Source organism: Methylobacterium sp. 37f, from assembly GCF_023093475.1.
In the GTDB taxonomy this organism is placed as follows: domain Bacteria; phylum Pseudomonadota; class Alphaproteobacteria; order Rhizobiales; family Beijerinckiaceae; genus Methylobacterium.
The window spans coordinates 70355-86137 of record NZ_JAGHKN010000013.1 but is presented as its reverse complement, the minus strand read 5'-3'; the positions used below and the strand labels follow the sequence as shown (position 1 = coordinate 86137).

Here is a 15783-nt window from a genome sequence, read left to right as displayed (position 1 = left end):
TGCCCGCTTCGAACGCCGATTGAGCGGGGGACGTGCACGCTGACATCCGGGTCACCTCGTTGCGCGGTTCGGCAATCGGTTCGAAGGCCAACGACATTAGTCGGTTCGTTTGCGGCGGAACCTGGGCTGTTTCCTGTCCGAGCGGTAACGACTGTGCGGGCATGCCGCTTGCGTGGAGACCATCCGTTCAGGTTTTGCTGTCGCCCGCCGATGGAACATGGCAATCCCTAGGCAGAAGCGATCCGCCGGATTCCCCCTTTCGATCCATTCTCAATCCCCGATGACCGAGCCGACCCTCACCGTCGCCGTGATCGATCCGAGCCGGGCACGCGCCGCGATCCTCGAGGAAGGCCTTACGGCGGCCGGCTTCACCCACGTCGTGGTCCTGCCTGACACCGCCGATCTGTCGGCCCGTGTGGCCGCACTGAATCCAGACGTCGTCGTGATCCATCTGGAGAGCCCGAGCCGGGACATTCTGGAGCAGATGTCGGGCCTCTCCCGTCACGTGGAGCGGCCGGTGGCGATGTTCGTCGACCGCTCGGACGTGCCGATGATGCAGGCGGCAATGGATGCGGGAATCTCGGCTTATGTGGTGGACGGATTGCAGCCGCAGCGCATCCGCTCGATCCTGGACGTGGCGATTCTGCGCTTCAACGCCTTCGCGCGGCTGCAGCGTGAATTGTCCGAGGCACGGGGCGAGCTGGCTGACCGCAAGCTCATCGAGCGCGCCAAGGGCATCCTGATGACAGCCAGGGGTCTGTCCGAGGAGGAGGCCTACCGGATGATGCGGCGCAAGGCCATGAACGAGAAGCGAAAGATCGCCGACATCGCTCGCGCCATCGTGACCGCGGCGGATCTCCTCGGATGAGAAGTCTGCTCGGATGAGACTCGCCCTCGGATATGTCCCGCTCATCGACGCGGCCCCGCTGATCGCCGCCGTCGAGGGAGGCTTTGCCGCTGCCGAAGGACTGGCGATCGACCTCATCAGCGAACCCTCGTGGGCGACCCTGCGTGACAAGCTGGCCCTGGGCCACCTCGACGGAGCCCACATGTTGGCGCCTCTTGCCCTGGCCAGTGCGCTGGGCATCAGCGGGCCGCAGACCGACCTGGCGGTTCCTCTCGGGCTGAATCTCAACGGCAATGCGATCACGGTCTCGCGGCCGCTCTGGGCCGAGATGGCGCCGGAGGCCGACGATCTCGACACGATTGCACGCGCGTTCTCACGGGTCGCACGCGTGCGGGTCACGCAGAATCGGCCGCTGACCCTGGGCACAGTGCATCCGTATTCCAGTCACACATACCAGCTCCGGATGTTCGCAGCCCGCGGCGGCCTCGACCTCGACGGGGCCGCCCGCATGGTGGTGATCCCGCCGCCCTGGATCGCCGAAGCCCTCAGGACCGGACAGATCGACGGCTTCTGCGTCGGCAGCCCCTGGAACAGCGTGGCAGTGGCGGAGGGCTACGGCCGCATCGCCGCTCTCGGCTGCGAGCTCGCGCCCGATTGTCCGGAAAAGGTGCTGGCCCTGCCGGCCTATGCGGCGGCGGCGAGCGCTCCGCTGGTGCGGGCGGTACGCCGGGCCGGACGCTGGTGCGCGGCGCCCGAGAACCAGCGCGAGTTGGCGGGCCTGCTCGCCCGCCCGGGTCATCTCGGAACAGACGCGAGCCTCGTCCGACGGGCCCTCGCGGGCACCGTGGTGGTCGATCCGGACGGGACCGAGCGGCACGCGCCGCGCTTCGTCGTGTTCGGCGCCGAGGCCGAGCGGCCGCTTCCCGCCCATGCCGACTGGATTCTCGCCGAAATGGAGCGAGCCGGCCAGATCACGCCCACGCCCGCCCTGGTTGCCCGCGCCCGGGCGATGTACCGGACCGACGTGTACGACGCTGCCGGCTGAGGAGCCGCTGCCGCTCGCGCCGGCAGAGTGCCTGCAGATTGTGCAGCGCACCAGGCGGCGCGGAAGCAGGCACCGGCTGCGTCCGCCCGCGTGACGAGGCCCGTACGCGCTCGGTCGGATTCGCACCGAATCCGCCGGCGACCGGTGAGACGTTTTTGATAAATCGCTTCTGCCGGAGCAGGTTGGAACGATTCCGGAATTCTTGACATCGCCTGGATCGAGCCTCGATGCCGAACTTGGCACGCCTCGTGCAGATGCCCAGGGGCTCGTCAACGATGACGAGCCCTATCCGTCGGCAAAGCCGCTGACCCGAGTCCCCCACGGAACGCAGATCCTGCGTTCGATGGATGTGCTTGGTCGGCGGTTTTTTCTTTGGCGGGTGTCCATGATTTCGAGGGTTTCGGGTTCGATGACTGACGGTGTCCGCAACAACCGCCGTGACCTCCTGAAGGGTGCCGCCGCGACGCTGTCCCTCGCGGCACTGGCCCGCACCGCCCTGCCGGAAGGCGCCTTCGCGCAGGGCGCCGGCCCCGAAGTGAAGGGGGCGAAGCTCGGGTTCATCGCACTCACCGACGCGAGTCCGCTCTTCGTCGCCAAGGAGAAGGGCTTCTTTGCCAAGCACGGCATGCCCGATGTCGAGGTGCTCAAGCAGGCGAGCTGGGGCACCACCCGCGATAACCTGGTGCTCGGATCGGAAGGCAACGGCATCGACGGCGCCCACATCCTCTCGCCAATGCCCTACCTAATCTCGGCCGGCCGCGTGACGCAGAACAACGTCCCCGTGCCGATGCAGATCCTGGCCCGGCTCAACACCAACGGCCAGTGCATCTCGGTGGCCAAGGAATATCTCGACCAGAAGGTCGCCCTCGATGCGAAGGTCTTCAAGGCCGCCATTGAGAAGAAGAAGGCCGCCGGCAAGTCGGTGAAAGCCGCCATGACCTTCCCGGGTGGCACCCACGACCTGTGGATTCGCTACTGGATGGCGGCCGGCGGCATCGACCCGGACAAGGACATCGAGACCATCGTGGTGCCGCCGCCCCAGATGGTGGCGAACATGAAGGTCGGCACGATGGACTGCTTCTGCGTCGGTGAGCCGTGGAACGCGCAGCTCGTGCAGCAGGGCCTTGGCTACACCGCGCTGACCACCGGCGAATTGTGGAAGGACCACCCCGAGAAGGCCTTCGCCATGCGGTCCTCCTTCACGGAGAAGTACCCGAACGCCACCAAGGCGCTTCTGATGGCGGTGCTGGAGGCGCAGCAATGGTGCGACACCCCCGCGAACAAGGATGAGGTCGCCGCCATCGCGGCCAAGCGCCAGTGGATGAACGTCCCGGTCTCGGACGTCGCCGGCCGCATGAAGGGCACAATCGATTACGGCGACGGCCGCGTGGTCGAGAACAGCCCCTTCGTGATGAAGTTCTGGGCCGACAACGCCTCGTATCCTTACCAGTCCCACGACCTCTGGTTCCTGACCGAGGACATCCGCTGGGGCAAGTTCGACGCGCAGACCGACACCAAGGCCCTCATCGCCAAGGTGAACCGGGAGGATCTCTGGCGCGAGGCCGCGAAAGCCCTCGGCGTCAGCGCGATCCCGAGCTCCACGTCGCGTGGAAAAGAGACCTTCTTCGACGGCAAGGTCTTCGATCCCGCAGATCCCGCCGCCTACCTGTCCAGCCTCGGCATCAAGAGGATCGCGTGATGGCCAATACCTCCACCATCGCCGCCGCCCCCATCGCCGCGAAAGCGGCGGCCAAGGCGGACGCCAAGCCCAAGCGGGCGCCCCGGATCACGATGGCGACCCTGAACACCATCGCAAAAAATCTGATCCCGCCCGTGGTGGTGCTGATCGCCTTCCTGGTGATCTGGGAATTGCTGTGCTCGCGCCCGGGTGCCGGCCTGCCACCGCCCTCGCGTGTGGTCACCGAGGCCTGGGACATCATCGCCCACCCGTTCTACGACAACGGCGGCACCGACAAGGGATTGTTCTGGCACATCTCCGCCAGCATCCAGCGGGTCGCCCTCGGCTTCGCCCTGGCGACCATCGTGGGCATCCTCACCGGCACCCTGATCGGCCAGTCCGAATGGGCCATGCGCGGCCTCGACCCGATCTTCCAGGTCCTGCGCACCATTCCGCCGCTGGCCTGGCTGCCGCTGTCGCTCGCCGCCTTCCGCGACGGCCAGCCCTCCGCGATCTTCGTGATCTTCATCACGTCGATCTGGCCGATCATCATCAACACGGCGGTGGGCATCCGCAACATCCCGCAGGATTACCGCAACGTGGCGGCGGTACTGCGCCTCAACCCGCTGGAATTCTTCTCCAAGATCATGCTGCCCTCGGCAGCTCCCTACATCTTCACGGGCCTGCGCATCGGCATCGGCCTGTCGTGGCTCGCGATCGTGGCAGCCGAGATGCTCATCGGCGGCGTCGGCATCGGCTTCTTCATCTGGGACGCGTGGAACTCCTCCCACATCTCCGAGATCATCGTCGCCCTCGTCTATGTCGGCATCATCGGCTTCATCCTCGACCGCTTCGTCGCCTTCGTCGGCACCCTCGTCACCCGCGGCACCGCGACGGCCTGAGGATCATTCCATGACGTATCTCAGCATCGAGAATATCGGCATCTCCTTCACCCGTTCGGGCCGCACCAACGAGGTGCTGCGCGACGTCAGCGTGAAGATCGACAAGGGCGAGTTCGTCTCGCTGATCGGGCATTCGGGCTGCGGCAAGTCGACGGTGCTCAACATCGTCGCCGGCCTGCTCAAGGCCTCCACCGGAGGCGTCCTCCTCGAGGACAAGGAGGTCAACAGCCCCGGCCCCGACCGGGCCGTGGTGTTCCAGAACCACTCGCTGCTGCCCTGGCTGACGGTGCGCGAGAACGTGGCGCTCGCCGTCGACAAGGTCTTCAAGGGCAAGAAGTCGAAGGCCGAGCGCAACGCCTGGATCGACCACAACCTGTCGCTGGTGAACATGACCCACGCGGCCGACCGGCGCCCGAGCGAGATTTCGGGCGGCATGAAGCAGCGCGTCGGCATCGCCCGGGCGCTGGCCATGGAACCGAAGGTCCTGCTCCTCGACGAGCCCTTCGGGGCGCTCGATGCGCTCACCCGCGCCCATCTCCAGGACTCGCTGATGGATATCCATGCGCGGCTGAAGAACGCCGTGATCATGATCACCCACGACGTCGACGAGGCAGTGCTGCTCTCGGACCGCATCGTGATGATGACCAACGGCCCCTCGGCCACCGTGGGCGAGATCCTGACTGTCGACCTCGAGCGGCCGCGCCGCCGCCTCGATCTCGTAGAGGACGCGACCTACACCCACGCCCGCGCCGAGGTGCTGGAGTTCCTCTACGCGCGCCACGCCAAGCCCGCTATCGCGGCCTGACGGGCGGATCGCGAGCCATGCGGGAACGGTTGGTGGTCATCGGCAACGGCATGGCGTCGCTGCGCTTTCTGGAACGCCTCACAGAGCGGGCGCCGGGCCGGTACGACGTCACCGTCGTCGGGGCCGAGCCACAGGCGGCCTACAATCGCGTCCTGCTCTCCTCGCTGCTCGGCGGCGAGGTGGACGAGGCCGGCTGCGCCTTCCGAGGCCTCGACTGGTACGAGGGCCACGGCATTCGTCTCATCACCGGCGCGCCGGTCACCGAGATCGACCGCGAGAACGCCCTCGTGATGGTGGGGCAGACCCATGTCCTGCCTTTCGACAAGCTCGTGCTCGCGGTCGGCTCCCTGCCGATCCGGCTGGCCAAGCCCGGCATGGACCTGCCCGGCGTGCTGACCTTCCGCGATCTCGCGGACGTTGCCGCCATCCGCAGGGCGGCCGTCGCGCAGGCCCGCGCCATCGTGATCGGTGGCGGGCTTCTCGGCCTCGAAGCCGCCGTCGGACTCGCGCGCCTCGGCGTCGACACCACGCTCCTGCACGTCATGGACCGGCTGATGGAACGCCAGCTCGACCACGCCGCCGCCGGCCTCGTGAAGCGTGCCATGGAGGCGCGCGGCGTGAAGGTGCTGCTGAAAGCCGACACCGCGTCGGTCGAGGGGGAAGGCCGGGTCGAGAGCCTGGTCCTGTCCGACGGCACCGTGCTGCCGGCCGATCTCGTGGTGATGTCGGTGGGGGTGCGCCCCAACGTGGCCCTGGCCCAGAACGCCGGGATCGAGACCGCCCGCGGCATCATGGTCGACGACCGGATGCAGTCCTCGGATGCCCGCATCTTCGCGCTCGGCGAATGCGCCGAGCACCGGGGTCAGGTCTACGGCCTCGTGGAGCCGGCCTACGAGCAGGCCGAGGCCCTGAGCCGCCACCTCGTCGGCGAGGAGGCGGCCTATCTGGGCACGTCGCTGGCCACCAGCCTCAAGGTCTCGGGGCTGCCGGTGTTCTCCGCCGGGCGGATCGAGGCGCCGGAGGGCGCCGAGACCGTGCTGATGTCGGATCCCGGCCTCGGCCTCTACCGCAAGCTCATCGTGGCCGAGGACCGGCTCCTCGGCGCGGTCTTCGTCGGCGACATCGCTGAGCAGGGCTGGTGCAAGGAGCTGATCCGCACCGGCGCCTCGATCGCCGACCATCGCGACGACCTCATGTTCGGGCGCCCCGCGCCCGCATCCCAACCCCTCGCAGCGTGAGGAGGCCCTGATGGCTGACGCATTCAACGCCGAGCAGACGCGCTACCTCGAAGGCTTCGCCTCCGGCATCGCCGCGGCCCGGATGACCGGCGGCCTCGCAGCCGGGCAGGGGGCTTCGGCCCCGCCCGCCGAGCCGACCGGTCCCGACGCGATCCACATCAAGGCACAGGACGCCACCATCAAGGCCGGCGGCAAGCTGTGCGAGCAGGAGAAGTGGAAGCGGGCGGAGAACCCCTTCGACGGCCACAACCGCCTCATCGCCGAAGCGTCGACGGGCAAGGCCCCGAAGCCGGAGGATAATTTCCGCTGGCGCTACCATGGCCTGTTCTGGGTCGCCCCGGCCCAGAACTCCTACATGTGCCGCCTCCGCATCCCCAACGGCATCGTGCAGCACTGGCAGTTCGCCGGCATCGCCGATCTGGCCGACGCGCATGGCGGCGGCTATGCCCATGTCACCACCCGCGCCAACCTGCAGGTCCGCGAGATCACGCCCGAGCACGGCCAGCCCTTCCTCGACGGGCTGATCGACCTCGGCCTCACCGCGCGGGGGGCCGGTGCCGACAACATCCGCAACGTCACCGGCTCGCCGGTGGCCGGCATCGACGCGCAGGAATTGCTCGACACCCGCCCCCTCGCCAAGTCCTGGCACAATCACATCCTCAACGACCGCTCGCTGTTCGGTCTGCCGCGCAAGTTCAACGTCGCCTTCGACGGCGGCGGCGTGATGCCGGTGCTGGAGGAGACCAACGACATCGGCTTCCAGGCCGTGCGGGTGCTGGAGGATGCGAGCGTCGCGCCGGGTATCTGGATGCGCCTCGTGCTCGGCGGCATCTCGGGGCACCGGGACCTGGCCCGTGACACCGGCGTGGTTCTCAGGCCGGAGGATTGCAACAAGGTCGCCGACGCCATCCTGCGCGTCTTCATCCAGAACGGCGACCGGACCAACCGCAACAAGAGCCGGATGAAGTACGTCCTCGACGCCTGGGGCTTCGACAAGTACCTCGCGGCCGTCGAGGCGGTGCTGGGTACCAAGCTCGACCGGGTCGACCCGGCCCACATCGCCCCGCGCGGACCGATGGACCGCTTCGCCCATGTGGGCGTCCACCCGCAGGTGCAGCCCGGTCTGAACTGGATCGGCGTGATCCTGCCCGTCGGCAAACTCACCACCGACCAGATGCGGGACCTGGCCAGGATCGCCGTGGAATGCGGCGACGGCGCCATCCGCATGACCGTCTGGCAGAATTTTTTGTTTTCCGGGGTTCCGGATGCGAAGATCGCGGAAGTGCAGGAGCGCGTCGCCGCGCTTGGGCTCACCACCGAGGCCTCGAGCATCCGCGCCGGACTCGTCGCCTGCACCGGTAGTCGCGGCTGCAAGTTCGCCGCCTCCGACACGAAGGGCCACGCCCTCGTCATCGCCGACTATATCGAGGCGAACCTGAAGGAGCTCGACGTTCCGGTGAACGTCCATCTCACCGGGTGCCATCACTCTTGCGCCCAGCACTACATCGGCGACATCGGTCTCATCGGCGCCAAGGTCGTGGTCTCGGAGGAGGGCGACACCGTCGAAGGCTACGACATCGTGGTCGGCGGTGGCTTCGGCGACAGCCCAAAGATCGGCACCGAGATCTGGAAGGCCGTGAAGGCCGAAGATTGCCCGACCCGGATCGAGGCGCTGCTGCGCAGCTATCTCGCCCGGCGCACCGGCCCGGAGGAGAGCTTCCAGGCCTTCACCGCCCGCACCGGCCCCGAGTCGCTGCGCCACATCGCCGAAGAGCAACCCGTCCTGAAGGCCGCCGCATGAGCGAGCACGTCACGCCCCCGCTGGTCCTCATTCCCGAGACCGCCCCGTTCGACCCGGACCAGCGTGCCTGGCTCTCGGGCTACTTCGCAGCACTCCTCGGCCCTGCCGTGGAGGGAGCCACCGCACTTGCCTCCGGCGAGATGCCCGGCGGTGGCCAGACGCTGGCCGACAACGACGACGCGCCCTGGCACGACCCGTCGATGCCGCTGCCCGACCGGATGGCACTCGCCCAGGAACGGCCCGAGCCGCAGAAGCTGATGGCCGCCATGGCGCAGCAGGATTGCGGCCAGTGCGGCTACAATTGCGCCGACTACGCCAACGCCATCTTCCTCAAGAACGAGGAGCGCCTGAACCTGTGCCAGCCCGGCGGCAAGGACACGCTCCGGATGCTGAAGAAGCTTGAGGAGGAATTCGGGGCCGCCGGCGGGGCCGCCCCGAAGAAGGCCGAGGGCACCGCTCCCAAAGCGGCGCCCGAACTTGGGCCGCTGGGCTTCTGCCGCGAGAACCCCGTGGAGGCGACCTTCGTGTCGCGCACCCGGCTCAATGCGCCGGGCGGCGAGAAGGAGACCTGGCACGTCGAGATCGATCTCACCGGTACGCCCATCGACTACGTGGTCGGCGATTCGCTGGGCCTGTTCCCCGCCAACGCCCCGGCCCTGGTCGACGCGGTCATCGCCGAACTCGGGGCCCGCCCCGAGCGCAAGATCGGCCGCAAGACTCTGCGGGATTGCCTGCTCACCGACTACGCCCTCGGTGGCGCGCCGGACGGGCTCTATCAGCTTCTCTCGCTCCTGACCTCGGGCGAAGCCCGCAAGAAGGCCCAGGCGCTCGCCGCCGGCGAGGACCCGGACGGCGACGCCGCCCATCTCGACGTGCTCGGTGCGCTCCACAAGTTCCCCGGTGCGCGGCCCGACGCCGAGGTGTTCCTGGAGGCGCTGGACGAGTTGCAGCCGCGGCTCTACTCGATCTCGTCGTCGCCGAAAGCCGATCCGGGCCGGGTCTCGCTCACCGTCGACGCCGTGCGCTACAGTCACCGCTCGCGCCTGCGCCTCGGTGTCGCCTCGACCCATCTCGGCGAGCGCATCCCCGAGGGGATGAAGGTCAGGGTCTACCTCCAGAAGGCCCACGGGTTCGCCCTGCCGGAGGACCTGTCGCAGGACGTCATCATGGTCGGCCCCGGCACCGGCATCGCGCCGTTCCGCGCGTTCCTGCGCGAACGCGACGCCACCGCGGCGCCGGGGCGCAATTGGTTGTTCTACGGTCACCAGCGCCAAGCCAGCGACTTCTTCTACAAGGACGAGCTCAACGCCCTGAAGGACCGGAAGGTGCTGACCCGTTTGTCGCTGGCCTGGTCCCGCGACGGCACCGAGAAGACCTACGTCCAGGACCGCATGCGCGAGACCGGCGCGGAGCTGTGGACTTGGCTCGAGGGCGGCGCGCATTTCTACGTCTGCGGGGATGCCAAGCGCATGGCCAAGGACGTCGAGCGGGCGATCATCGACGTCGCTGGCCAATACGGGGGGAAGAACCCCGACGAGGCCGTGGCGTACCTCGCCCACCTCAAGAAGACCGGGCGGTATCAGGCCGACGTATACTAGCACGCCATCTCAGCCTTCCCCCCGGTGCGGGGGAGGGCGGCCCGCGCATGCGGGTCGGGAGAGGGGGGGTGGGCTTTCGCCTCGGCCCGACTCTTGCTGCAAACGGCACCATCAAAAATACGCCGAGGATCCTGCCATGAACGCGCACGTCCAGGCGCCGCCCTCTCCCGTGAAGACCACCTGCCCCTATTGCGGTGTCGGCTGCGGCGTGCTTGCCACGCCGGACGGGCAGGGCGGCGCGGACATTGCCGGCGACACCGGACACCCGGCGAATTTCGGCCGCCTCTGCTCCAAGGGCTCGGCGCTCGGCGAGACGCTCTCCCTCGACAATCGCCTGCTGTACCCGCAGGTGGACGGCATCCGCGCGAGCTGGGAATCCGCCCTCGGCACGGTCGCGGGATCTTTGCGCAGGATCGCCGAGCAGCACGGGCCGGATTCGATCGCGTTCTATCTCTCGGGCCAGCTGCTCACGGAAGATTACTACGTCGCCAACAAGCTCGCGAAGGGTTTCCTCGGCACCCCGCACGTCGACACCAACTCGCGCCTGTGCATGTCGAGCGCGGTGGCGGCCCACCGGCGCGCCTTCGGCTCGGACACCGTGCCGGGCTGCTACGAGGACCTCGACGAGGCCGACCTCATCGTCCTGGTCGGCTCGAACACCGCCTGGTGCCACCCGATCCTGTTCCGCCGCATGGTGGATGCCCGCGCCAAGCGCGGCACCAAGCTGGTGGTGATCGACCCCCGCCGCACCCAGACGGGCGAGGAGGCCGACCTCTTCCTCGGGCTGAAGCCCGGCACCGACACGGCGCTGTTTTCCGGCCTGCTGGTCCATCTCGCCAGCACCGGCTCCCTCGATTACCGCTTCGTCCTCGACCACACGTCGGGCCTCGACGGCACCCTGGAGCGGGCGCGCGCCATCGCGCCGACGGTGGCCGCCACTGCGGCCGCCACCGGCCTGTCCGAGACCGACGTAGCGCGCTTCTTCGAGCTGTTCGCCCGCACGAAGCGGGTCGTCACCGCCTTCTCGCAGGGGGTGAACCAGTCGGCGCAGGGCACCGACAAGGGCAACGCGATCATCAACTGCCATCTCGCCACCGGCCGCATCGGCCAGCCCGGCGCCGGCCCGTTCTCCCTCACCGGCCAGCCCAATGCCATGGGCGGGCGCGAGGTCGGGGGCCTCGCCAACATGCTGGCCGCCCACATGCACTTCACCCCCGAGGAGGTGGACCGGGTCCGCCGCTTCTGGTCGGCCCCCAACATCATCACGGGCGAGGGCATGAAGGCGGTCGCCCTGTTCGAGGCGATCGAGCGCGGCAAGATCAAGGCTCTGTGGGTGATGGGCACCAACCCCATCGTGTCGATGCCGCGCGCCGACCTCATCCGCGAAAGCCTGAAGTCCCTCGACCTCTACGTCGTCTCGGAAGCGGTGGCCGACAGCGACAGCGCACGGGCGACGGGGAAAAAGACCGTGCTGCTGCCCGCCCTCGCCTGGGGCGAGAAGGACGGTACGGTGACGAATTCGGAGCGTCGGATTTCGCGCCAGCGCGGCTTCCTGAAAGCCCCCGGCGAGGCTCGGGCCGATTGGCAGATCGTCTGCGACGTCGCCAAGCGCCTCGGCCACGCGCAGGCCTTCGCCTATTCGGGGGCCGCGGCGATCTTCCGCGAGCATGCCAGCCTTTCGGCCTTCGAGAACAACGGCAGCCGGGATTTCGACATCGGAGCCCTGAGCGACCTGGCCGATACCGCCTATGCGGCCGCGACGCCGCTGCAATGGCCGCTGCCGAAGCGTGGCAAGGCCCGCGCCCGACTCTTCGCCGACGGCCAGTTCTACACCTTCGACAAGCGCGCCCGGTTCGTCGCCGTTCAGCCCCCGGCCCTCGCACAGGCGGTGAGCGAAGATTACCCCCTCGTCCTCAACACCGGCCGCGTGCGCGATCACTGGCATACCATGACCCGCACGGGGAAGAGCCAGCGCCTCTCGGCCCATCGCTCGCTGCCCTTCGTGGAGATCCACCCCGACGACGCCGTGCCGCTCGGGCTAAGGGAGGGCGACCTCGCCCGGATCGCCACGCCGCACGGCACCGTGACCCTGGAGACGATGATCACCGATGCCGTGCGGCCGGGCAACCTGTTCGCGACCTTCCACTGGAGCGCCGCCACCGCCTCGGATGCCCGCGTCGGCGCCCTGGTGCGGGGCATTCCCGATCCGGTCTCCGGCCAGCCGGAACTGAAGGCGACACCGGCCGGCATCGCGCTGGTGCCCTACCGCAACCGCGGCTTCCTGCTGACCCGCGGGGAGCAGGCGCTGCCCGAGGGCTGGTGGTGGGCCCGAGCCACGATTGCGGGCGGCTCGGGGTTGCAATTCGCCACGCAGGAAAGTTCGCGCGCCGTGGCGCTGATGATGCGGGGCCTGTTCCAGGGCCACGAGCTCGCCGAATATGCCGACCATGCGCGCGGGCGCTACCGCTGCGCCGTCTACGAGGCCGGGCGCCTCGTCGCCTGCCTCGCCCTCGCGCCCGCCGAGGCCCGTCCGAGTTGGGAGGAGGCCAAGGCCCTTTTTGCGGAGACCGAACCGGACCCTGCCGCCCGACGCTCCCTCCTGTCGGGACGCGCCGAGACCGCCTCGGCCGGCCCGACCGTCTGTGCCTGTCACGGCGTCGGGCTCGACGTCATCGCCGGGGTCATCGCGGCGGGGGCGGGCACCGTGGAGGCCGTGGGCGCAGCCTGCAAGGCCGGCACGAATTGCGGCTCGTGCATCCCCGAGATCCGCAAGCTGCTGCCCGAGGCGCTTGCGCGCAACGCCGCATAGGCTCACTTTCGGCCGAATCGACACCCATCTCCGAGCCTCATGAGCACGCCCCGTATTCCCCGTGAAACCCGGCCCGCCGGTAATGAATCGACTCGCGGCGGCAGCCCTGCCGGCCTGGAGCCGCTTGCGGTGCTGCCGGTCTTCGTGCCGCTTCAGGGCAAGCGGGCCGTGCTGGCCGGCTCGAACGGGGGTGCGCCCTGGAAGGTGAAGCTGCTCGCCGCCGCCGGGGCCCACGTGGACGTCTATGCGCCGGAGCCGAGCGACGAGCTGCGCGCCGTGCCAGGCGAGATCGTCGCGGGCTCCGTGACCCTGCATGAGCGCCCATGGCATCCGGACGACCTCGCTGGGTCCGCTTTCTGCATCGGCGCCATGGAGGACGAGGCGGACTGTGTCGCCTTCGTCACCGCCGCCCGGAAGACCGGCGCCATCGTCAACGCGGTCGACCGGCCACATCTCTGCGACGTGAAGTTCGGCGCCATCGTCAACCGCTCGCCCATGGTGGTGGGCATCTCCACGGAGGGTGCCGCCCCGGTCTTCGGCCAGACTGTGCGCGCTCGGATCGAGGGCATGCTGCCGCGCGGGTTCAAGGCCTGGATCGGCGCCGCCCGCGACTGGCGCGAGGAGGTGACGAGCCGCTTCCATGGCTTCTCGGACCGCCGCGCTTTCTGGGAGCGCTTTACCGATCGCGCCTTCGCGGAGCCCGATCGCACGCCGACCGCAACCGATCTCGCCGAGTTGCTGGGCGAGACCGAGGCCGCGCCGAAGGGTGGCGCGGTGACCCTGGTGGGCGCCGGACCCGGCGATGCTGAACTCCTCACCCTCAAGGCGCTGCGCGCGCTGCGCAACGCCGACGTGATCCTCTACGACGATCTCGTGGCGCCTGAGATCCTCGACTATGCCCGCCGCGAGGCCCGCACCATGCTGGTGGGCAAGACCGGGCATGGCCCCTCCTGCCGCCAGGACGACATCAACGCGCTGATGGTGCAGTTGGCCAAATCCGGCAAACAGGTGGTACGCCTGAAATCCGGCGACCCTCTGGTGTTCGGGCGGGCCGGCGAGGAGATCGATGCCTGCCGCGCCGCCGGCATTCCCATCAGCGTGGTGCCGGGCATCTCGGCCGCGCAGGGGGCAGCGGCTTCCCTCTGCGTCTCGCTGACGAACCGCGACGCGGCGCGGCGCCTGCAATACGTCACCGGACATGACCGGCGCGGGGCGCTGCCCGAGGATCTGAACTGGGGTGCACTCGCCGATCCGAGCGTCACCACCGTGGTCTACATGCCGAAGAAGACGCTGGGTGTCCTGCTGGAGCGGGCGATCGCCGAGGGGCTCGCACCGACGACCCCGGCCCTCCTCGTCTTCAACGCCACCCGTCCGAACCAGCAGGTGGTGGAAGCCAGCGCGGCCGACCTCGCCGACCGGGTCGAGGCCTCGGGCCATGAAGGGCCAGCCCTGCTCATGGTGGGCGAGGCCCTGCGGCGGATGGGTGCGGCGGCAGCGATCGCCGCGATCGAACCGGGCAAGCTCGCGATCTGAGGGCGGGGACTCGGTCGGGGCTGGATCAGGTCGTCGGCCGTGAGGGAGCGTCCTGCTAGGCCGACACGGCCCGACAGGCGCCGTCGGCGTCGCGGCGAGCATGCGGCATGATCTCCGGTGCGACCCGCCGCAGCCCGGCACGCGGTTCCAGGGCGCCTGGCTGCTTGAGGCCCCAGACCAGCCCCAGCCGGCGAAGAGCCAGAAGGAGCCACCAGCCCGGATCGTGCTGACCGGGCTCCAGCCCGAGGCGGGCCGAGTCCGGCCAGGCGTGGTGATTGCCGTGCCAAGCCTCGCCGAAGGTGACGAGTGAGGCCGCCGGCAGGTCATGGCCTTGGACTGCCGCGCCGTCGACGACCCAGCCCTGTGGACCCCGGCCATGGGTGAAATGGCCGACGAGCCAATGCCCGGTAAGGCTCGCGGCGATCCGGACCGGCACGCCCCAGAGCAGCCACGGCATTCCGCCAATCCAGAAGAACAGGAGCGCCCAGGGTAACTGCTGAGCCATCCATGTCGCCTCCAGGAAGGCCAGAGTGCGGTCCCGGGACAATCGGTCCTCCGGCACGAAGCGCGGAGGATGCATCAGTACGAGGCGGCAATGCATCTGCCACCAGGCATCGCGCAGGAGGGTGGCTCGGTGCGCATGGAGCGGATGGCAAGCGGCTTGGCGTTGCGCCCAGTCTCGGGTGTCGTGAAGCTGCACCATGCCGAGTGGACCGGCCATGCCCACCAGCGTGCCGAGATAGATGAGCGTGCGCTCGACCCAGAGAGGCGCCGAGAAGCTGCGGTGGATCAGCAGTCGGTGCAGCCCGATGGAATGCCCGGCGCAGAGCGTGACGGCGCTGGTGACGAGAAACAGCACTACCGAGCCGGGTGTGACGTGGAGCGGGGCGAGGACGAGTGCCGCCAGGGTCATGCCACCGACCCAGAGGGAACGCGCAGGCGCCCAGGCGACGCGTCCTTCGGTGGCCGAGGTCGTGGAATCTGCGAGGAGCCGCGGGGTGGAGAGACATGCCATGGTGCCTACCTATTGTATTTCGTGAATTACCTAATCAATTAATGGTGCGCTTGTCAATAATTAGCTTATCGCTTAAATGCCGGGAGCCCGGTGATCCGGTGCGCCTTCAGCCCTCTGAGAAACCATGCAGCGCGTCTTCGAAGCCCTGTCCTCCTCCGTGCGACGGCAGATCCTCGCTTATCTCGCCCATACCGAGCTCAGCGCGGGGGAAATCGCCGGGCGCTTCTCCATGTCGAAGCCCTCGATCTCGCAGCACCTCTCGGTGCTCGAATCGGCAGGGCTGATCGTGGGTGAGAAGCGCGGGCAATTCGTGTTCTACCGGCAGGTTGAGGATAGCCTTCTCAACACGCTCAACGGCTTCGTGCAGGAGGCCTGTCCGATCGCCCGCCCGATCCGGCGGGAGAGCGCGACCCTGGCCGAGAGTCGGGCCGCAGAAAGTCGGATCAAGACGAAGCCCGACGCGGACGAGCCGCCGCCGGGCTGAGGAGTCGGTCGAGGGTTCCGGCGTCTTG

12 protein-coding genes are annotated in these 15783 nt (G+C 68.6%); 11 read left to right on the top strand and 1 reads right to left on the bottom strand.

The genetic code is table 11. The annotated features are described in order from the left end of the window. The first annotated feature begins 280 nt into the window (after window positions 1-280). The 10 genes from J7U37_RS11225 (at window position 281) to cysG (ending at window position 14256) form a co-directional block, all read left to right on the top strand. Window positions 281-868, top strand: a complete 588-nt coding sequence (locus J7U37_RS11225; protein ID WP_056183170.1) for an ANTAR domain-containing protein — start codon at window positions 281-283, stop codon at window positions 866-868. A 13-nt stretch (window positions 869-881) separates the two neighbouring features. Next, window positions 882-1892, top strand: a complete 1011-nt coding sequence (locus J7U37_RS11220; protein WP_247635762.1) for an ABC transporter substrate-binding protein — start codon at window positions 882-884, stop codon at window positions 1890-1892. Window positions 1893-2301: 409 nt separating this feature from the next. Next, a complete protein-coding gene (locus J7U37_RS11215) occupies window positions 2302-3591 on the top strand; it encodes a CmpA/NrtA family ABC transporter substrate-binding protein (RefSeq protein ID WP_247635761.1) in 1290 nt (429 codons plus the stop codon). Next, a complete protein-coding gene (ntrB, locus tag J7U37_RS11210) occupies window positions 3591-4472 on the top strand; it encodes a nitrate ABC transporter permease (protein WP_056183178.1) in 882 nt (293 codons plus the stop codon). Before J7U37_RS11215 ends, ntrB begins: the two co-directional genes overlap by 1 nt. 10 nt (window positions 4473-4482) lie before the next feature. Beyond that, the gene (locus tag J7U37_RS11205; RefSeq protein WP_056183181.1) at window positions 4483-5277 is read left to right on the top strand and encodes an ABC transporter ATP-binding protein; all 795 of its coding nucleotides are present in this window, start codon (window positions 4483-4485) and stop codon (window positions 5275-5277) included. A gap of 17 nt (window positions 5278-5294) precedes the next feature. Then, window positions 5295-6515, top strand: a complete 1221-nt coding sequence (locus J7U37_RS11200; RefSeq protein ID WP_247635760.1) for an FAD-dependent oxidoreductase — start codon at window positions 5295-5297, stop codon at window positions 6513-6515. A 10-nt stretch (window positions 6516-6525) separates the two neighbouring features. Continuing rightward, window positions 6526-8316 (top strand): NirA family protein, encoded by a 1791-nt coding sequence (locus tag J7U37_RS11195; RefSeq protein WP_056183187.1) that lies wholly within the window; start codon window positions 6526-6528, stop codon window positions 8314-8316. Continuing rightward, on the top strand, window positions 8313-9914 hold the full coding sequence (locus tag J7U37_RS11190; protein WP_247635759.1) for a sulfite reductase subunit alpha: 1602 nt from the start codon (window positions 8313-8315) through the stop codon (window positions 9912-9914). Before J7U37_RS11195 ends, J7U37_RS11190 begins: the two co-directional genes overlap by 4 nt. A 136-nt stretch (window positions 9915-10050) precedes the next feature. After that, window positions 10051-12723 (top strand): nitrate reductase, encoded by a 2673-nt coding sequence (locus J7U37_RS11185; RefSeq protein ID WP_247635758.1) that lies wholly within the window; start codon window positions 10051-10053, stop codon window positions 12721-12723. 39 nt (window positions 12724-12762) lie between these two features. Beyond that, the gene (cysG, locus tag J7U37_RS11180) at window positions 12763-14256 is read left to right on the top strand and encodes a siroheme synthase CysG (protein ID WP_247635757.1); all 1494 of its coding nucleotides are present in this window, start codon (window positions 12763-12765) and stop codon (window positions 14254-14256) included. Window positions 14257-14311: 55 nt separating this feature from the next. On the opposite strand, the gene J7U37_RS11175 is transcribed toward cysG, so the two are convergent. Beyond that, entirely contained in the window at window positions 14312-15271 is a 960-nt protein-coding gene (locus J7U37_RS11175; protein ID WP_247635756.1) for an acyl-CoA desaturase, read from the bottom strand. 124 nt (window positions 15272-15395) lie between these two features. Here J7U37_RS11175 and J7U37_RS11170 point away from each other — a divergent pair, with 124 nt between their 5' ends. Then, window positions 15396-15755: a metalloregulator ArsR/SmtB family transcription factor gene (locus J7U37_RS11170; protein ID WP_247635755.1), complete on the top strand. Its 360-nt coding sequence runs from the start codon at window positions 15396-15398 to the stop codon at window positions 15753-15755. The last annotated feature ends 28 nt before the right edge of the window (window positions 15756-15783 follow it).